This window comes from Streptomyces sp. NPDC051133, assembly GCF_040682635.1.
GTDB lineage: Bacteria > Actinomycetota > Actinomycetes > Streptomycetales > Streptomycetaceae > Streptomyces.
In genome coordinates, this window is the sequence record NZ_JBFBBK010000027.1 from 72893 (window position 1) to 91362 (window position 18470).

General features: G+C 71.3%; 13 protein-coding genes. 9 read left to right on the top strand and 4 right to left on the bottom strand.

Annotated features, from left to right (window positions below; translation table 11 throughout):
* Positions 1-84 precede the first annotated feature (84 nt).
* A complete protein-coding gene (locus AB0N17_RS26515) occupies positions 85-2982 on the top strand; it encodes a vitamin B12-dependent ribonucleotide reductase (RefSeq protein ID WP_366013995.1) in 2898 nt (965 codons plus the stop codon).
* A gap of 55 nt (positions 2983-3037) precedes the next feature.
* Here the strand turns inward: AB0N17_RS26515 and AB0N17_RS26520 are convergent, their stop codons facing one another.
* Positions 3038-3643, bottom strand: coding sequence for a TerD family protein (locus AB0N17_RS26520; RefSeq protein ID WP_366013996.1), 606 nt, complete (start codon positions 3641-3643; stop codon positions 3038-3040).
* Positions 3644-3720: 77 nt separating this feature from the next.
* On the opposite strand from AB0N17_RS26520, the gene AB0N17_RS26525 reads away from it, so the two are divergent.
* The 3 genes from AB0N17_RS26525 (at position 3721) to AB0N17_RS26535 (ending at position 6098) form a co-directional block, all read left to right on the top strand.
* Positions 3721-4326, top strand: a complete 606-nt coding sequence (locus tag AB0N17_RS26525) for a YdbC family protein (RefSeq protein WP_366013997.1) — start codon at positions 3721-3723, stop codon at positions 4324-4326.
* Positions 4327-4520: 194 nt separating this feature from the next.
* Positions 4521-5180 carry a phosphoglycerate mutase family protein gene (locus tag AB0N17_RS26530; RefSeq protein ID WP_366013999.1) on the top strand — a complete coding sequence of 220 codons (660 nt, stop codon included), beginning with the start codon at positions 4521-4523 and terminating at the stop codon, positions 5178-5180.
* 12 nt (positions 5181-5192) lie between these two features.
* Positions 5193-6098, top strand: coding sequence for an ADP-ribosylglycohydrolase family protein (locus tag AB0N17_RS26535; RefSeq protein WP_366014000.1), 906 nt, complete (start codon positions 5193-5195; stop codon positions 6096-6098).
* A gap of 402 nt (positions 6099-6500) precedes the next feature.
* Here AB0N17_RS26535 and AB0N17_RS26540 read toward each other — a convergent pair whose 3' ends face one another.
* Positions 6501-8048, bottom strand: a complete 1548-nt coding sequence (locus AB0N17_RS26540) for an MFS transporter (protein ID WP_366014001.1) — start codon at positions 8046-8048, stop codon at positions 6501-6503.
* 185 nt (positions 8049-8233) lie between these two features.
* Between AB0N17_RS26540 and AB0N17_RS26545 the strand changes: the two genes are divergently transcribed.
* From AB0N17_RS26545 to AB0N17_RS26555, 3 genes are all read left to right on the top strand, one after another.
* Positions 8234-8857 carry a TetR/AcrR family transcriptional regulator gene (locus tag AB0N17_RS26545; RefSeq protein WP_366014002.1) on the top strand — a complete coding sequence of 208 codons (624 nt, stop codon included), beginning with the start codon at positions 8234-8236 and terminating at the stop codon, positions 8855-8857.
* A gap of 81 nt (positions 8858-8938) precedes the next feature.
* On the top strand, positions 8939-9640 hold the full coding sequence (locus tag AB0N17_RS26550) for a ribonuclease HII (RefSeq protein ID WP_366014003.1): 702 nt from the start codon (positions 8939-8941) through the stop codon (positions 9638-9640).
* A 68-nt stretch (positions 9641-9708) separates the two neighbouring features.
* Positions 9709-10341 (top strand): hypothetical protein, encoded by a 633-nt coding sequence (locus tag AB0N17_RS26555; RefSeq protein ID WP_366014004.1) that lies wholly within the window; start codon positions 9709-9711, stop codon positions 10339-10341.
* Positions 10342-10809: 468 nt separating this feature from the next.
* Here the strand turns inward: AB0N17_RS26555 and AB0N17_RS26560 are convergent, their stop codons facing one another.
* Both AB0N17_RS26560 and AB0N17_RS26565 read right to left on the bottom strand, forming a co-directional pair.
* Complete coding sequence (locus AB0N17_RS26560; RefSeq protein WP_366014005.1) at positions 10810-11430, bottom strand: hypothetical protein; 621 nt, start codon at positions 11428-11430, stop codon at positions 10810-10812.
* 266 nt (positions 11431-11696) lie between these two features.
* Positions 11697-13862 (bottom strand): RecQ family ATP-dependent DNA helicase, encoded by a 2166-nt coding sequence (locus tag AB0N17_RS26565; RefSeq protein WP_366014006.1) that lies wholly within the window; start codon positions 13860-13862, stop codon positions 11697-11699.
* Between the two features lie 142 nt (positions 13863-14004).
* Here AB0N17_RS26565 and AB0N17_RS26570 point away from each other — a divergent pair, with 142 nt between their 5' ends.
* The gene (locus AB0N17_RS26570; RefSeq protein ID WP_366014007.1) at positions 14005-15588 is read left to right on the top strand and encodes a DUF4192 domain-containing protein; all 1584 of its coding nucleotides are present in this window, start codon (positions 14005-14007) and stop codon (positions 15586-15588) included.
* An 815-nt stretch (positions 15589-16403) separates the two neighbouring features.
* Positions 16404-18353, top strand: coding sequence for a glycogen debranching N-terminal domain-containing protein (locus tag AB0N17_RS26575; protein ID WP_366014008.1), 1950 nt, complete (start codon positions 16404-16406; stop codon positions 18351-18353).
* Positions 18354-18470: the final 117 nt, after the last annotated feature.

The following is an 18470-nucleotide window of genomic DNA, read 5'->3' on the forward strand; positions in this document are numbered from 1 at the left end:
GTGCCCGCAACACACGACACAACACCGTGCCACGGGAACAAACGGGGCACTTCAGGGCGTTTTTTGCCCGTATAGGGAGGCGGCATGACAGAGACGGCGAGCGGTCCGGCACGAGGTTCCCGAGCCAAGGGCGGCAAGACGGGCAACAAGGGACTGCACATCGAGCGCATCCACACCACCCCCGGCGTACATCCGTACGACGAGGTCTCGTGGGAGCGCCGTGACGTCGTCATGACCAACTGGCGCGACGGCTCGGTCAACTTCGAGCAGCGCGGCGTCGAGTTCCCCGACTTCTGGTCGGTGAACGCGGTCAACATCGTCACCAGCAAGTACTTCCGCGGTGCCGTCGGCACCCCGCAGCGCGAGACCGGCCTGAAGCAGCTGATCGACCGCATCGTGAAGACGTACCGGAAGGCCGGTGAGGACTACAAGTACTTCGCCTCGCCCGCCGACGCCGAGATCTTCGAGCACGAGCTGGCGTATGCCCTCCTGCACCAGATCTTCAGCTTCAACAGCCCCGTCTGGTTCAACGTCGGGACCCCGCAGCCCCAGCAGGTCTCCGCCTGCTTCATCCTGTCCGTCGACGACTCCATGGAGTCGATCCTCGACTGGTACAAGGAAGAGGGCATGATCTTCAAGGGCGGCTCCGGCGCCGGCCTGAACCTCTCCCGCATCCGCTCCTCCAAGGAGCTGCTCTCCTCCGGCGGCAACGCCTCCGGTCCCGTCTCCTTCATGCGTGGCGCCGACGCCTCCGCCGGCACCATCAAGTCCGGTGGTGCCACCCGCCGCGCCGCCAAGATGGTCGTGCTCGACGTCGACCACCCCGACATCGAGGACTTCATCGAGACCAAGGTCAAGGAAGAGGAGAAGATCCGCGTCCTGCGCGACGCGGGCTTCGACATGGACCTGGGCGGCGACGACATCGCGTCCGTCCAGTACCAGAACGCCAACAACTCGGTCCGTGTGAACGACGAGTTCATGACGGCGGTCGACGGCGGCGGTCGGTTCGGCCTGCGCGCCCGGATGACCGGCGAGGTCATCGAGGAGGTCGACGCCAAGGCGCTGTTCCGCAAGATCGCCGAGGCCGCCTGGGCCTGCGCCGACCCCGGCATCCAGTACGACGACACCATCAACCACTGGCACACCTGCCCCGAGTCCGGCCGGATCACCGCGTCGAACCCGTGCAGCGAGTACATGCACCTGGACAACACGTCCTGCAACCTGGCCTCGCTGAACCTGATGAAGTTCCTGAAGGACGACGGCAAGGGCAGCCAGTCCTTCGAGACGGAGCGCTTCCAGAAGGTCGTCGAGCTGGTCATCACCGCGATGGACATCTCGATCTGCTTCGCGGACTTCCCGACCCAGAAGATCGGCGAGAACACGCGCGCGTTCCGCCAGCTCGGCATCGGCTACGCCAACCTCGGAGCCCTGCTGATGGCCACCGGCCACGCGTACGACTCGGACGGCGGCCGCGCCCTCGCCGGCGCCATCACCTCCCTGATGACGGGCACGGCCTACCGCCGCTCCGCCGAGCTGGCCGCGGTCGTCGGCACCTACGACGGCTACGCCCGCAACGCCGACGCCCACAACCGCGTCATGAAGCAGCACGCCGACGCCAACGGCACGGCCGTCCGCATGGACGACCTGGACACCCCGGTCTGGGCCGCCGCCACGGAGGCCTGGCAGGACGTCGTCCGTCTCGGCGAGAAGAACGGTTTCCGTAACTCCCAGGCGTCCGTCCTCGCCCCGACCGGCACCATCGGTCTCGCGATGTCCTGCGACACCACCGGTGTCGAGCCGGACCTCGCGCTGGTGAAGTTCAAGAAGCTCGTCGGCGGCGGCTCGATGCAGATCGTCAACGGCACCGTGCCGCAGGCCCTGCGCCGCCTGGGCTACCAGGAGGAGCAGATCGAGGCGATCGTCGCCCACATCGCCGAGCACGGCAATGTGATCGACGCCCCCGGTCTCAAGCACGAGCACTACGAGGTCTTCGACTGCGCCATGGGCGAGCGTGCCATCTCCCCGATGGGCCACGTCCGCATGATGGCCGCGATCCAGCCGTGGATCTCCGGCGCCATCTCCAAGACGGTCAACATGCCGGAGACGGCGACCGTCGAGGAGGTCGAGGAGATCTACTTCGAGGCCTGGAAGCTGGGCGTCAAGGCGCTGGCCATCTACCGCGACAACTGCAAGGTCGGCCAGCCGCTCTCCGCCAAGACCAAGGAGAAGGAGAAGGCCGAGGTCACGGAGAAGACCGAGGCGGCCATCCGCGAGACGGTCGAGAAGGTCATCGAGTACCGCCCGGTCCGCAAGCGCCTCCCCAAGGGCCGTCCGGGGATCACCACCTCCTTCACGGTCGGTGGCGCCGAGGGCTACATGACCGCCAACTCCTACCCGGACGACGGTCTCGGCGAGGTCTTCCTGAAGATGTCCAAGCAGGGCTCGACGCTCGCGGGCATGATGGACGCCTTCTCCATCGCGGTCTCCGTCGGTCTGCAGTACGGCGTGCCGCTGGAGACGTACGTCTCGAAGTTCACCAACATGCGCTTCGAGCCGGCCGGCATGACGGACGACCCGGACGTGCGGATGGCGCAGTCGATCGTCGACTACATCTTCCGCCGCCTGGCGCTGGACTTCCTGCCCTTCGAGACCCGCTCCGCGCTCGGCATCCACTCCGCCGAGGAGCGTCAGCGTCACCTGGAGACCGGTTCCTACGAGCCCTCCGACGACGAGGTCGACGTCGAGGGCCTGGCCCAGTCGGCGCCGCGTGCGCAGGAACTGAAGGCGGTCGCCATGCCGAAGGCCGAGGCCGAGGTGGCCAAGCCCGCCCCGAAGCAGGCGCACACCAGCGCGGAGCTGGTGGAGATGCAGCTGGGCATCCAGGCCGACGCCCCGCTGTGCTTCTCCTGCGGTACGAAGATGCAGCGGGCCGGCTCCTGCTACATCTGCGAGGGCTGCGGCTCGACCAGCGGCTGCAGCTGATGACACACGGTTGCTGAAGTAAGGGGCGCCGGCCATGGGCCGGCGCCCCTTACCGCTATCGGGCTCTGCCCATGACCCGTGGGAAGTCCGCGGGGTCCTCGTCGAAGCCGTGCACACCGGGGCGGAACGCCCACTCCCCGGATTCGTCCCGGACGAACTCGGCGATCGTCGCCGCCGTGGCCCCGAGGACGGAGCCGAAGTCGTCCTCGGCGAGCACGGTATAGCCCTCCCTGATCCGCATGGCCGGATTCAGCACGTCGACGAACGCCTTGTGCGCGGCTCGCTGCTGGATGACGACACCCACCACCACGCGCGCGTACCGGCCGTCGAGGCGGTCGAGTTCGAGTGTCATGACCTCGTCCCAGCCGAAACCCCTGCCGTCGGTGCTGTCCCGGTTCAGGAAGATCGTGCCGTCCGGCGAGCGGCTGTCGAAGTGCACCAGATAGGCCGGAGTGCCGTACGCGTCGGCCGAGACGAAGGTAGCGGCGACGATGTCCAGATCCGTCGGCGGCTGCCCCGCCGGGCTGGGGTCCCACTTGAGCGCGACCTCGACCTTGCGGATCCCCTTGCTGAAGCCGGTCACCAGGCTTCCCCTTCCCCCCTTGTAGGAACCACGGTCCCCAACTCGCCCGGAGTCAGGGCTCCTTGTCCATCGTGCCACGCGCGCGGGGGCGCACGCGCGGGCGATCTCCGCCGGAGCGTGACCGACGCCACGCCCGGTGGCCTTACGATGGCGCGGTGCTGGTCAAGTGGATTCGCTGCACCGTGGTGGACCGCCGCGGGTTCGAGCGGGGGCAGCGGAAATGGGCGGGGCTTCCGGGAGAGCCGGGTTTTCGCGGACAGGGCGGGGGCTGGAGCCGGCAGCGGCCGGGGAGGGCGCACATATTCGCCTTCTGGGAGAACCGTGCCTTCTACGACTCCTTCATGGCCCGCTCGCACGACCGCCTGGCGGCCGCCCAGTCCGGCACGTTCAAGGACGCCCAGGTCAAACTCTTCGAATACCGCTTCGACGTGAAGACGGGCTTCGAGCCGCGCTTCACCGACGCCGATCTGATCCGGGTGGCCCTCTGCCGGATCCACGAGGAGCGCGTCGAACACTTCACGCTCATGCAGGAGAAGGTCTGGAACCCCGCGATGGCCGGTTCCCCCGGCATGATCCGCGGGATGTTCGCCGAAGCGCCCGCGCAGGAGTTCCTGGTGCTGTCGATGTGGCGGTCGGCGGCCGAGCACGGCAAGTACCGCACCGAACGGGTGGAACGCCTCGCCCTGCGAGCCCAGACCGAGGCGGACGTCGCGGCGCTCTCGGGCGACATCGTGGATCTTGAACCGTCCTGGACGGTCTGAGGTCTCACGGGGTGACGCGAAACGGGTTTGAAAATCAAACCCACGGGTCGTGGATGTGCGGAGGGTGCGCGAAACCAACGAGAGTGCCGCAGACCGTGCTCACGAACTGTCCCGGGCGTCGGATTCGTGTGACGTACGCCGTATGAGGCCCCTACGAGTGCTCGACTTCGCCCGGCTGGATCTAGGGTTTTGGCATGGCACGACCACGGCGCATCGTCCTTGTCCGGCACGGCGAGTCAACGGGCAACGTCGACGACTCCGTGTACGAGCGCGAGCCCGACCACGCTCTCGCGCTGACCGAGCGGGGCCGGCGGCAGGCCGAGGAGACCGGCGAACAGGTCCGGGAGCTCTTCGGCCGCGAACGCGTGAGCGTGTACGTCTCCCCGTACCGCCGTACCCATGAGACGCTCCACGCCTTCCACCTCGACCCCGACCTCATACGCGTCCGGGAGGAGCCCCGGCTGCGCGAGCAGGACTGGGGAAACTGGCAGGACCGCGACGACGTGCGCCTGCAGAAGGCCTACCGTGACGCGTACGGCCACTTCTTCTTCCGCTTCCCGCAGGGGGAGTCCGGCGCCGACGTGTACGACCGGGTCGGCGGCTTCCTGGAGAGCCTGTTCCGCAGTTTCGAGGCCCCCGACCATCCCCCGAACGTGCTCCTGGTCACGCACGGGCTGGCCATGCGGCTGTTCTGCATGCGCTGGTTCCACTGGACGGTCGCGGAATTCGAGTCCCTGTCGAATCCCGGGAACGGTGAGATGCGGATGCTCGTCCTCGGTGAGGACGGCAAGTACACACTCGACCGGCCCTTCGAGCGCTGGCGCAAGCCGGTGCCGAACTGGGTCAACGGATAAAGTGACAGAGCGATGACCGCTGACTCCTCTTCTCTCGGGCGCCTGGAGCGCACCCTGGCCAGCCTGCGCGGACTGGCCGTCGGGGACGCCCTGGGCTCCCAGTTCTTCGTTCCGGCGAACTACCCCCTGCTGAAGCGGCGCGAGCTGCCCGCGGGACCCTGGCAGTGGACGGACGACACCGAGATGGCCGGCTCCGTGGTCGCGGTGCTCGCCGCTCACCACCGCATCGACCAGGACGCGCTCGCCCGCTCCTTCGCCGAGCACCACGACTTCGACCGGGGTTACGGACCCGCGGTCAACCGGTTGCTGCGGCTCGTCCGGGAGGGCCAGGACTGGCGTGAGCTGGCCGCCGGGCTCTTCGACGGCCGGGGCTCCTGGGGCAACGGAGCGGCGATGCGGATCGCGCCCCTGGGTGCCTGGTACGCGGACGATCCGGAGCAGGCGACCCACCAGGCGGAGATCTCCGCCTATCCCACCCACCAGCACCGGGAGGCCGTGGTCGGCGCCATGGCGGTGGCCGCCGCGGCGGCGCTGGCCGGCTCGCCCGACGGGCCGCCCGGCCCCGAGGCGCTCCTGGACGGCGTCATCGCGCTGGTGCCCAAGAGCGCGGTCGGCCAGGGGCTGCGCCGGGCCCGTGACATGCTCGACTACGGCGACGCGGCCACGGTCGCGGCGGTTCTCGGATGCGGGCGCCGTACGACGGCCCATGACACCGTGCCCTTCGCCCTCTGGTCCGCGGCCCGGAGCCTCGGCGACTATGAGACGGCCTTCTGGACCACCGCGCAGGCGGGCGGGGACATGGACACGACCTGCGCGATCATGGGCGGCGTGCTCGCATCCGGCAAGGCGGGGGCACCGCCCGCCACATGGGTGGAGCGGACCGAGGCCCTGCCGGACTGGGTCCCCTCGGGGGCGTGAGGGTGCCGAGCGGCGTGGCTTGCCCGGCCGGGCGTCCGTGAGCGTTCACCCTGCGTGACCCTCGGGGACAGATGCTGAAAACTCTCTGTGCCTGCCGGGAACTCTCCGTGACCGCGGCCCGTTCTTCCCGTATCCGCCTGTGCCGCGTTGTTCGGTGTCAGGCCGAAGGATGTCAGGCCGGCGGTGAGGTGCGGAGGGGGACGAAGGGGGTGAGCCATGATGCCCGGTTCGATGGCGCCCGCGGTGCTTGGGCCGTTGATTCCGGTGCTGGTTCTGCTGCTGGTGCCGGCTCTGCTGTCGGCGGTGCCGGTGGCCGCGGTGCGGCCGATCGGGCCGCCGTGTGCGCCGTCAGCGGCTGGGTGGCGGTCCGGTCGGCCGCGGCTCTGCGCGGCTCGCGGTGGCTCAGCCCATGCCCGGCCCCGCCACGCCGGCGAGGGAATCGAGGTCGCTCTTGCGGACCCGGATCACCAGCCAGGCGGTGAGGAACGCCAGTCCGGCCATCGCGGCGGCCGGCACGAAGGCGGTGGAGATGCCGTGGGCGAGCACCTCGTGGCCCCACGGTGCGGGCAGCTGATGCGTCTTGGCGAACTGGGCCTTCTGTTCGGGCGAGGCATCGGCGAGGAACTTCGGCAACTGCTTCTTCATCTCGTCCTTGCCGGCCGAGCCGAAGACGGTCGTCAGGATGGACAGGCCCAGCGAACCACCCACCTGCTGCATGGCGTTGAGCAGCCCGGAAGCCGCGCCCGCCTCGTGCTGGGCGACACCGGAGACCGCCGTGACGGTGGCCGTCACGAAGTTCAGGCCCATGCCGAACCCGAACACCAGCATCGGCCCGAGCACTCCACCGAGGTAGGAGCTGTCCGGCCGGATGAACGCCTGCCAGACCAGGCCGATCGCCACGAGCGCGGTGCCGGCCATCATGAACGGCTTGGGACCCAGTGCCGGCAGGAAGCGCTGGGACAGGCCCGCGCCCACCGCGATGGCGACGGTCACCGGGAGGAAGGCCAGGCCGGCCTTGATGGCGCTGTAGCCGAGCACGTCCTGCACGAACAGCACGATGTAGAAGAACATGCCGAACATGGCCGCGGCCAGACTCAGCATGATCACGTATGTGCCCCAGCGATTGCGGTCGGCGAACATCTTCAGCGGGGTGATCGGCTCTTTCGCCCGCATCTCGGTGAAGACGAAGGCGAGCAGCAGCACCACGGCGGCGACGAACGAGCCGAGGGTGAGCCTGTCCCGCCAGCCGTTCTCCGCGGCGCGGATGAAGCCGTACACGAGCGAGGCCATGCCCGCCGTCGAGGTCAGCGCGCCGGTGATGTCGAAGCGTCCCGGGTGCCGCGGGGACTCGTTGATGTACAGCGGCGCGAGCGAGGCGATCAGTATGCCGATGGGCACATTGACGAACAGCACCCACCGCCAGTCCAGCCAGTCGGTGAGCATGCCGCCCGCGAGCAGGCCGATGGCCCCTCCGCCCGCGGAGACGGAGGCGAACACGCCGAAGGCCCGGTTGCGTTCCGGGCCTTCGGGGAAGGTCGTGGTGATCAGCGCCAGCGATGTGGGCGACGCGATCGCGCCGCCTATGCCCTGCAGGGAGCGCGCGGCGAGCAGCTGCCAGGGTTCCTGGGCCAGACCGCCCAGCAGCGAAGCGAAGGTGAAGAGCAGGATGCCGGCCATGAACACCCGGCGGCGGCCGAGGATGTCACCGGCCCGCGCTCCGAGCAGCAGCAGACCGCCGAAGGTGAGGGTGTAGGCGCTCACCACCCATGTGAGGTCGGTCGTGCTGAACTTGAGCGCGTCTTGAATGTGCGGGAGCGCGATGTTCACAATCGTCGCGTCGAGTACCACCATGAGTTGGCAGGCCGCGATGACGGTGAGTGCGATGCCGGGATGCCCCTCCCGGCGGGCCACGCCCGGTTTCTGGTCCTGGAGCAGCTGAGAGGTCGTCACTATGGGTCCCCCATAAAGGCATTAGTGAACGCTCGCGTTCACTGTCGCGTCCACGGTAGTGAGTCCCCAACAGTGAACGCAAGCGTTCACTTAATCTCGTGTGCTGCTCGGCGTCCCCCTGTTGCTGCCGCGCGGCGCTCCCCGCCCCGGAATCCCCGCTTCCTTTGCATGTTGGAGAAACGCTCATGGTTACCTCGCGCTGGTCCGCCGCCTCTGCGCGGCCGGTGTCCCCCCGTCGGCGCGGTGCGGTGCTGGAACGAGCGATCCTGGACGCCGCCCTGGAGCAGCTCGGCGCGGTCGGCTGGAAGGGGCTGACCATGGAAGGCGTCGCGGCCGGTGCTCAGACCGGCAAGGCCGCGGTGTACCGCCGATGGCCCCGCAAGGAGGACCTCGTCGCGGACGCCCTGGTGACGGGCCTGCCTCGGATGGAGACGGCTCCGGACCTCGGGAGCGTTCGCGAGGACCTCCTCGCCCTGTGTCGGCAGGTCCGGCGGATCATGTACTCACCACCCGGCCTCGCGCTCCGCGCTGTCATTCACGAATGCGATCAGGTGCAGGCCGAGCGCTTCCAGAGCGTGATCGTCGGAGGAGTGGTGGAACCGACCGTCCAGCTGCTCCGCGAGGTCATCATGCGGGGTATAGAGCGCGGAGATGTCCGGCCGGACGCGGCGAACGGGTATGTCTTCGATGCCGTCCCGGCCATGATGATGTACCGCTCGAAGATGTGCTTGAGCGAATGGAGCGATGAGGATCTCGAGGAGATGATCGACCAGTTGATGGTCCCGCTGCTACGTCCGCACGCGGCTTGATTCCTCGCGCCGGCGATCTTGCCGAGGGCCGGGAGACCGGGGTGTCGCCGGGCGATCCCGGCGGCGTAGGCTAAGGGCGCCATGCCGTACGAACCGCCTACACACACCGTCGAGCGCTCCTTGCGCGCCACGACCGGAGCGAAGGTCATTGCCGGTATCGACGAGGTGGGGCGCGGCGCCTGGGCCGGACCCGTCACCGTCTGTGCCGCGATCACCGGACTCCGCCGGCCCCCGCAGGGGCTGACCGACTCCAAGCTGCTGACGATCAAGCGGCGTACGGAACTGGCCGAGATTCTGCATGCGTGGGTGACGTGCCATGCGCTGGGGCATGCTTCCCCCGAGGAGATCGACGATTTGGGGATGACGGCCGCGCTGCGGCTCGCCGCGGCTCGCGCCCTGGACGCGCTTCCGGTCCGCCCCGACGCCGTCATCCTCGACGGAAAGCACGACTATCTCGGCGCCCCCTGGGCGGTGCGCACGGTGATCAAGGGCGATCGATCGTGTGTGGCCGTCGCCGCCGCGTCGGTGATCGCCAAGGTTCAGCGCGACAAAATGATGGCCGAACTGGGTATCGACCATGCAGACTTCGGATTTGCGGACAACGCCGGGTATCCGTCCCCCGTGCACAAGGCCGCATTGGAGGAGTGGGGGCCCACCCCGCACCACCGCTTGTCGTGGGCGTATCTTGATGCGTTGCCTCAGTGGCGGCACCTCAAGAAGGTCCGCAGCTGGACGGAAGGAAGCGTTCCGGAAATCGAGGGTCAGCTCGGCTTCGATTTCTGACGGTTCCGCTCGCACTGATGTGCCACCCGGTCATCCGCGCCGCACCAACGTTTGATAAAAATCAGCTCATGCCTCTCATTCCCGAGGAGCCTCAGATTCACGAGAGTGCCCAGGGTCCCCGCGTCACTCCGGCCAGCGGCCGTACCGCGCCGACCCCCCGCCCCGTACCCGGCCCCCGCCCCGCGGCTCCGGCCCGCCCTGGTCGTCCCGGCCCCCCGCGGCCCACGGCGCCGGTGCAGCGCACGCCGCGTGACGTGGCTCCGGCCAAGTCGGGCCCGTCCGGCCCGACCGCTTCCGTCGCCGCAGCGGCGACCCCGCAGATCCAGCTGATCCCGGCCTCGGCCGAGGGTGCGCTGGACGCCGCCGAAGAGGCGGTGGACCTGCTCCTGGACTCGGGCCGTGCCCCCGGCGACGTGCTCGTGCTCACCACCGGTGCCCAGCACCCGTGGGCGGAGCATGAGCTGTCCTTCGGCGAAGCGGCCTATTGGGCGCAGCACGACGCCGGGGACGACGTCTTCTACGCCGACGGTGCCGCCGCCGCTCGCGCCGGATCCCGCCCCGTGGTCGTCGTGGCCGTGAACGGAGGCCCCGCCTCCGCCGCGGTCGCCGCCCTCCCGCTGGCCCACGCACGGGCCGGTGCCCTGTTGATCGTCTGCGGCGACCCGCAGCAGATCAACTCGGTGCTGGGCGCCGGGGTCTGAGCCGATCCCGGCCCCTCGGGGCACCGGCGTGAAGTGGCAGCCGCTCCCGCGGTCGTCCGCACGGTGTGCCCTTCGGCATGCCCGGACGACATGCGGGGGCCACGAGGGTGCGGGGCCGTTGCGCTGATGGCGCGGCTCTCCCCGCGCACGCAGGACAGAGCGTTCAGGCCGGGCGGGCCCCAGTCCGCCGTGGCCGTCCACGCCGGGCCGGCTCGCGGCCCACGCCCCGCACAGCCGTACCCCGCCGTGCCGGGATGCGGTGCTCCTGCGGTGACTGGGGGCGGCGGCGGTCCGCCGGTTCTGCCGCGCGGTGGTTCGTAGCGCGATGAGCGGGTGCCGGCCCCTCGGCTGTTCGGCGCCGGTTGCCGCGCATGGCGTCCCGGTCGGGCCGCCACCGGAAATCGCCGCCCATCCCGTGCTGACGGGCGGCCCCGGACGGCGGGCGTGCGGCCAGGCCGGTGCCGTTCTTCAGCGGGCCGCGGCGCGGCGCAGGACCTCGGAGACCGGGCCGCCGGTGCGCGGTGCGCGCGGCGGGGCCTCCGCCATGGCGAATGACTCCGGCTCCGAGTGAGCGTTCGGACGGCGTCCACCGCGTCCCTCGCCGAGGACCTGCCAGCCCTCATGGGTCAGCGTGATGTACGCCCCGCACCGCAGCCCGTGCAGGGTGCAGGCGTCGCGCAGGCCCCACATCCAGGCGCCGTCCTCCTCGGTCCAACGCCCGTCGCCCTCACGGCAGTAGAGCAGTACGGCCGTGCGCACGGGCGTACGGCGGCGCAAGTCGTGCGGGATGATCCGGCGCAGCTGGGACAGCAGCGCGTTGCGGAACATCCAGCCGTCGGCCGGGGCCGGACGCCGCGTGAAGGAGGCGCTGGCGCACAGCCGCTCCTCCGGATCGAGCACCGCCACGACCGCCGTCGCCGGCTCGGGGCGATGGCGCGTATGGAGCCCGCTGACGACCTCACGAGGGCTGCGCAGCAGAGGGATTCCGGCGGCAGCCCACTCGGCCGGCTCGAGCAGGCGACTGGCGGAAGCGGCGGACACGGAGGTCGACAACGATGCCGCCGACGACGAGGCGAATCCGAAGGTCACGTTCCTCCCTTCGGCTACGCGCCCATACTGCGGGCGAGGTCGGATTCGGGGGAGCGCGCACCGCAGCGAAGCCCTACCGGATCACGGACGAGCCGTGCGGGGAGCGGACCTCAATTCTTCCTGTCGAACTTGGCTGCGGCAACGAGCAATTGGGGCCACCGACTCTTATCTGGCGGTGTGAGGCTTATATCCCTACCCAAAGGTTCGACTGCTGACGCCTGGGCCCCGTCAGGGCGTGTACGGCCGCCCGGTGAACCGCGACCCGGTCAGCCCTGGACGGCGAGGACCAGCGGCAACACCCCCTGGGCCCCGGACTTCCTGAGCAGGCGTGCCGCGACCGCGAGCGTCCAGCCCGTCTCCGTGAAGTCGTCGACCAGCAGCACCGGTCCGCGGGCGTCGGCGAGGGCCGAGACGAGGGCGGGCGGCACCGACAGCACACCGTCGAGGCCCTTCAGCCGCTGCGCGCTGTTGCTGCGCGGCAGCCGGGGCACGTCCCCGGCGTGGTCCACGGAGCCGAGCAGGGGCAGCCGGCCGATCTCGGCGATCCGCGCGCCCAGCGACTCGATCAGCCGAGGCCGGGAGCGTGAGGCGACGGTGACCACACCCACAGGCCGGGGCGGAGCGTCGGGCGCCCCGGAAGCCCAGCCGCCGGGCCCCTTGGCCCAGTCGGCCAGCACGTCGACCACGGCTCGCGCCACGTCGTCCGCCACCGGCGCGTCCGGCGCCTGGGGCGCGAAGAGCGGACGGAGCCGATTGCCCCAGCCGATGTCCGAAAGGCGCCCGAGAGCGCGGCCCGGCGAGGCCTGCTCACCGGCCGGGATGCGCCCCTTGAGATCGATGCCGATGGCCGGCAGGCCGGTCGGCCACATGCGCCGGGGCTCCACCTCGACCCCGGCACGGCCCAGGTCGCTCCGCGCGGCGTCCACCGCAGTGGCGGACGTGTCGGCGGTGAAGCGCGGACCCGCGCAGTTGTCGCACCGGCCGCAGGGTTTGGCTCCCTCGTCGTCCAGCTGGCGCTGCAGGAACTCCATGCGGCACTCGGTGGTGGACGCGTAGGCGCGCATCGCCTCCTGTTCCGCCGTCCGCTGCCGGGCGACCCAGTCGTAGCGCTCGGCGTCGTACGACCATGGCTGTCCGGTCGCGATCCAGCCCCCCTTGACGCGGTGCACCGCCCCGTCCACGTCGAGGACCTTCAGCATCGTCTCCAGCCGGGAACGGCGCAGTTCCACACGTGGCTCCAGCGCCGGCAGCGAAAGCGGCCCGTCCGCACGGGCGAGGACGTCCAGGGTGCGCCGGACCAGCTCCTCGGAGGGAAAGGCGAGCGACGCGAAGTACTGCCAGATCGCCTCGTCCTCCCTGCCCGGCAGCAGCAGCACCTCGGCGTGCTCCACACCGCGGCCGGCCCGGCCGACCTGCTGGTAGTAGGCGATGGGGGAGGAGGGTGAGCCGAGGTGGACCACGAACCCGAGGTCGGGCTTGTCGAAGCCCATACCGAGCGCCGACGTGGCTACCAGCGCCTTGACCCGGTTGCCGAGCAGGTCCTCCTCGGCCTGCTGCCGCTCGGCGTTCTCCGTCTTGCCCGTGTACGAGGCGACCGTGTGCCCACGCTGCCGCAGGAACGCGGTGACCTCCTCGGCGGCGGCGACGGTCAGCGTGTAGACGATGCCGGAGCCCGGCAGCTCGTCGAGGTGGTCGGCGAGCCAGGCCATCCGGTGCGCGGCGTCCGGCAGGCGCAGCACGCCGAGGCTCAGGCTCTCCCGGTCCAACGGTCCGCGCAGCACCAGGGCGTCCGAGGCGCCGCCGGTGCCGAGCTGTTCGGCGACGTCAGCGGTCACCCGGGCGTTCGCCGTGGCGGTGGTGGCCAGCACGGGGACACCGGGCGGGAGGTCGGCCAGCATGGTGCGCAGCCGCCGGTAGTCCGGCCGGAAGTCGTGGCCCCAGTCGGAGATGCAGTGGGCCTCGTCCACGACCAGCAGCCCGGTGGCCGCCGACAGCTTGGGCAGGACCTGGTCGCGGAAGTCCGGGTTGTTCAGACGCTCCGGGCTGACCAGCAGGACATCGACCTCACCTGCCGCGATCTCGGCCTGGACCGCCTCCCACTCCTCGGTGTTGGCGGAATTGATGGTGCGGGCGTGGATCCCGGCCCGGGCGGCGGCCTCCACCTGGTTGCGCATGAGCGCGAGCAGGGGCGAGACGATCACCGTGGGGCCGCTTCCGCCGGCCCGCAGCAGTGACGTCGCCACGAAGTACACCGCGGACTTGCCCCAGCCGGTCCGCTGCACGACCAGGGCCCGGCGGCGGTCGGCCACCAGCGCCTCGATCGCCCGCCACTGGTCCTCGCGCAGCCGGGCCGCGCCCGTGGCATCCCCGACGAGCCGGGCGAGGACGGCGTCGGCCTGGGCCCGGAGATCCGCGTTGCTCGTGTGCTCCATGCCTCCCATACAACAGGACGGGACCGACAAGCGGGCCGGCCCGGCCCGAAGCTGTGGACAACCACGGCGATCTTGTCGTGTCCCTGATTCGACTTATCCACAGGCTCAAGCGGACTCTCGAGATCCGCGAGATCGTCGGCGCATGACGAATCACAGCGAAACCACCGGACCGTTCGAGAACAGCGACATCCCGGGGCGGAAGCCGTCATCCGGACCGTCCGCGCACGACCCGCAGGTCACCCTGCGCACCCCGGCCGAACTGGCCGACGCCCTGCCCTACCTGCTCGGTTACCGCCCGGAGGACAGCATGGTGCTGGTCGCCCTCCACGACCGCGAAGGCCGGGGCAGGTTCGGCGGCCGGGCCCGGCTCGGCATCCCCGAGAACGAGGAGGACTGGGACGCGGCCGCACACCAGCTGGTCCACGGTCTGGTGACCGGCAGCGAGCGGCGCGGCACCCGGCCCGAGCAGATGGTGGCCTACATCTGCCAGGAACCCGGCCCGGGAGAGTCGGGCCGGGACGTCAAGCGACGACTCGAGCGGCTGGCCGACCTGCTGCGCACCCGGTGCGGCGACCTCGACGTGCCGGTCATCGAGGCGCTGTGCATCTCCGGCGGCCGCTACTGGTCGTACTGCTGTCCGATCAAGGGCTGCTGCCCCGCCGACGGCTCGCCGATGGGCCTTCCCGGCACCTCCGTACTGGCCGCCGCGGCCACCTACGCCGGCATCCAGGTGCGCGGCACCCTCAGGGAGTTGCGTGCCAGGCTGCAACCCTGGGAGACCAGCGCGGCCCTGGAGCAGGAGATCGTGCTCGACGCGGCCGGCATGTCCCTGGTGCCCCGGATGCTGGACGAGGCGATCCGGGCGGACGTGGCGGAGGAGACCCTCGACCTGGCCGAGCGGGTCATCCGCCGCTTCGCCGTGGCAGCGCCCGTGTCCGGCACGCATCCGGCCGACCTGCGCGACGACGACCTGCTCGGAAACGACGAGGCGGCGACACTGATCCTCGGCCTCCAGGACCGCACGACCCGTGACCGGGCAGCCGCGTGGATGGAGGGCGACGAGGCAGGCCCGGCGCTCCGGCTCTGGCGCGCCCTGGCCCGCCGCTGCGTCGGGCCCTACGGGGAGCACGCCGCCGCACCGCTGACCCTGGCCGGTTGGGTCGCCTGGTCGACGGGTGACGAGCTGGAGGCCCGAGAGGCGCTGGCCATGGCGCTGGGCGCCGATCCCGACTACCTCTTCGCGCGTCTGCTGCACCAGGCGTGCAACGAAGGACTGGACCCCGAATCGATCCGACGTTGCCTGCGCGCGGAACGCACGGAGCGGACATCGCCGGAGCACGCCGGGCACTCCGACCCGGCGCCGGGAACGACCCTGACCGAGCCCGCTGCATCACCGGTGGCGACGCCGGGAGCGATCGAGGGGACGGATCATCAGGTCGGTGAACCGGGTGCCGAAGAGAGGGCTGAGACGGACGCCGGGAAGGTCACCCGGCGTCGGCACCGCGTCCGGTCCGCCGACCCCGGCGACGGTGTCCGCAGCGCCCGCGCGGCGGCCGGACGACGGCGTCCGACGGGCTCCCACCCCCGATCGTCCGCCGCCGAACCCTCGCGGCCCGGAACCAGGGGCCGGGGCGCCACGCGCACGCGTGCGGCCGGCGCCGACGACGGCACGGCGAGGGGCGCACAGCCGGGAAGCGGTCACTGTGGAGCCGAGGGGGACGGATGAACGCCGGGCCAGGAAGCCCGAGCAGGCGGCCGGCCCGGCAGAAGCCCGCCCGCGCGGACCGGCGCCCGGTCGGGCAGGTCCACCTGAACCGTCTTGCGTGCCTGGTCCGCCGTGGGCGGTCGGCTTACCGGCCCCCGTTGACCCGTCCGGGGGCGTACGGCTCGCTCGGCGACCTCCGCCTCCTGGACACCGTCACCCCGCTCGATACCTCACTCGGCCCGGCTTCCTCGCTCGGCCCGGCCTCCTCCCTTCGCCAGGCCCATGTCCCGGGCCGGCCCCACCGCGCACGCCGGAGCGCGCCGCCGGTCCGCGCAGGCGCACGGCGCGACGGGTGGTGGCACCGGCTCGGCAGAGCGCTCACAGGCGCCTTCTCCACCCCGCCACGCCGCCATTCGGTCGGCATCCCCCAGCCGAGCCGTGACCCGGACGAGTCCGTCTCCGTTCACCTGAGTGGCGGAACGCCCCGACGGGCCCTGCCGCCGCACGACCCCAGCTCCCCGGTGCGCCCCATCGGCCGCCCAGCACGTCCGAGGCCCACCGAGCGCAGAAGAGGCCACCCCATGTACCAGCAGCCGACTTCGCCCTCCGCCGCCGACGACGAGCGTCCGCCCTGGGACAGGCGCGAGCCGCCCCCGCCGGGCCGCGTCGGAGCCGTCCCCCGGACGGCCATCGGCGTGCCACCGCCACCGCCGGCACCACCGCCTCCGGCCCTCAGGCCGGCCTCCCCGGTCGGCCGACGCAGGTACCCGTCACCGGACCCCGGCCGCTCCCGTCCCTCCGCCCCACCGGCCCGTACGCCCCAGGGCAGCCGTCCGGTGCCCGAGCTGCCGCCCACCCATGCGGCGCTGGTCTGCGTCGCCCTGCCCGGCCTCGTCATCTCCGACGAGCTGGGACAGCTGACCGGCCGGGGACTGGACGGGTACTACCGCGACGGCAGGCGCCTGCTCTCGCGGTGCCAGCTCCGCGTCGCAGGCCGTGAGCCACTACCGCTGCAGGCAAGGATGACGGGAGCCGACAGCGCCCGCTTCGTGGGCACGCTGCGCATGTCACAGACCGCCCGCCCCGATCCGGACGTCGTGGTCGAGCGGACGCGTCACGCCGACGGAACCGAGCGGATCACCCTCCGCAACGCCGCGCCGCGTGCTCTGCGGCTGCCCGTCGAAGTCGCCCTCGGCACGGATCTCGCAGAGCTCGGCACCATCGCCTCGGGCACGGCGGGCCCCGAACTCCCGGCCACGGTCCACGACTCGGGCCTGCGCTGGGCCAAGGCCGACTTCGCCGCCTGCGTCACCTCCGATCCGCCGCCGTCCGACTCACTGGCGTCCGCCGGACTGCTGCGCTGGGAAGTGGAACTGCCACCTGGCGGCACGGCAGCCGTGGAACTGCGGGTACGCCCGGCCGGCGCGGGTCCGTTGCGGGCGGCGGGCCACGCCGCGACCAGCGCCCTCGCCCCCGCCCGCGCGGCGGGCGACGACCCTCGCGTGGCAGCCCTGCTGCACACGGCTGTCGCCGACCTCCAGGCACTGCTCGTGCGCGACCCCGCACACCCGTCCGACACCTACCTCGCGGCGGGCGCGCCGTGGCGTTGCGGGATGGCCCCTGCCGAGGCTCTCGCCGCCGCCCGCATGACTCTGCCGCTGGGCACCCGACTCGCCGCGGGAACACTGCGCACCCTGGCCCGCACGCAGCTCAGCGGGCCCGGACCGCAGGCGGGCATGATCCCCGGGCCACGACGAGACGCCGGACCGCTCCTCCCGCCGAGCTGCACCGGAACGGAGGCCACCCTGCTCTTCCCCGCAGTGCTCGCAGAGGCCCGCCGCTGGGGACTGCCCGAACAGGAGACGGAAAAGCTGCTGCCCACGGCCGAACGCTGCCTGACCTGGCTGCGCACCGCCGCAGGTGACGGCCCGTACCTCCCCGACCCGCAGCCCGCAGGCCCGGTCCGCTGCGAGACACAGGCCCATGCCTGCCGCGCGGCCCAGCTCGGTGCCGACCTCCTGGAGGCCTACGACAGACCGGGAGCCATGGAATTGCGCGAGTGGGCGCGAGCCTTGCGGACGGCGTTCCGGAGCGACTTCTGGATGGAGGATCACAGCGGCGGACGCCCGGCCGCGGCCCTGGCACCGGACAGGCGACCCCTGCCGTATCTGGGCTCCCACGCCGTCCATCTGCTCGACACCGGCCTCCTCGGTTCCGGCCGGCCGGCCCCGGGCCTGCTCGACAAGGTGCAGACCGAACATCTCGCCCGGCTGCTCGGCGGCCCCGCCATGGACGCGGGCTGGGGGCTGCGCGGTCTCGGTGCCAAGGAGCCGGGGCACAATCCGTTCGGTCACCGGACCGGAGCCGTGCGGGTCCACGAGACCGCGCTGGCCGTCGCCGGACTGGCCGCCGCCGACTATGAGAAGGAAGCCTGTGGTCTGCTGAGAGGACTACTGGACGCCGCGGAACACTTCGGTCACCGGCTGCCCGAGATGTTCGCGGGCGAACAGCGCACTGCCGGGAGCGCTCCCGTCCCGCACCCCGCGGCCTGCCGCCCGGCGGCCACTGCCGCGGCCTCCGTGATCCTGATGCTCACCGCGCTCGCGGGTATCCGCCCCGACGCCCCCGCCGGTACGGTCACCCTTCGCCCGGTGCGGAGCGCCCCGCTCGGCGAACTGGGGCTGACCGGGTTGCGCGTGGCGGGCGCCCCCTTCGCCGTACGGATCAGCCGGCTGGGCCTCGCGATGGTCGAGGAAGCGGCGGACGGCCTCCAATTGGGAGTGTGAGCTCGTACGACAGGGCGTGTGACCTCGTACGACACGGTCGGGGCGACGGACAGGAGCCATCCTCGAGCCTCATAACGGAACGAAGCGGAACCACCACCGATGCGGTCGGCGAAGGGA

Excerpts from the sequence above, each read along its gene's own strand:
- AB0N17_RS26515 (WP_366013995.1), top strand. The coding sequence starts at position 85 with ATGACAGAGACGGCGAGCGGTCCGGCACGAGGTTCCCGAGCCAAGGGC.
- AB0N17_RS26530 (WP_366013999.1), top strand. The coding sequence starts at position 4,521 with ATGGCACGACCACGGCGCATCGTCCTTGTCCGGCACGGCGAGTCAACG.
- AB0N17_RS26535 (WP_366014000.1), top strand. The coding sequence starts at position 5,193 with ATGACCGCTGACTCCTCTTCTCTCGGGCGCCTGGAGCGCACCCTGGCC.
- AB0N17_RS26545 (WP_366014002.1), top strand. The coding sequence starts at position 8,234 with ATGGTTACCTCGCGCTGGTCCGCCGCCTCTGCGCGGCCGGTGTCCCCC.
- AB0N17_RS26550 (WP_366014003.1), top strand. The coding sequence starts at position 8,939 with ATGCCGTACGAACCGCCTACACACACCGTCGAGCGCTCCTTGCGCGCC.
- AB0N17_RS26555 (WP_366014004.1), top strand. The coding sequence starts at position 9,709 with ATGCCTCTCATTCCCGAGGAGCCTCAGATTCACGAGAGTGCCCAGGGT.
- AB0N17_RS26565 (WP_366014006.1), bottom strand. The coding sequence starts at position 13,862 with ATGGAGCACACGAGCAACGCGGATCTCCGGGCCCAGGCCGACGCCGTC.
- AB0N17_RS26570 (WP_366014007.1), top strand. The coding sequence starts at position 14,005 with ATGACGAATCACAGCGAAACCACCGGACCGTTCGAGAACAGCGACATC.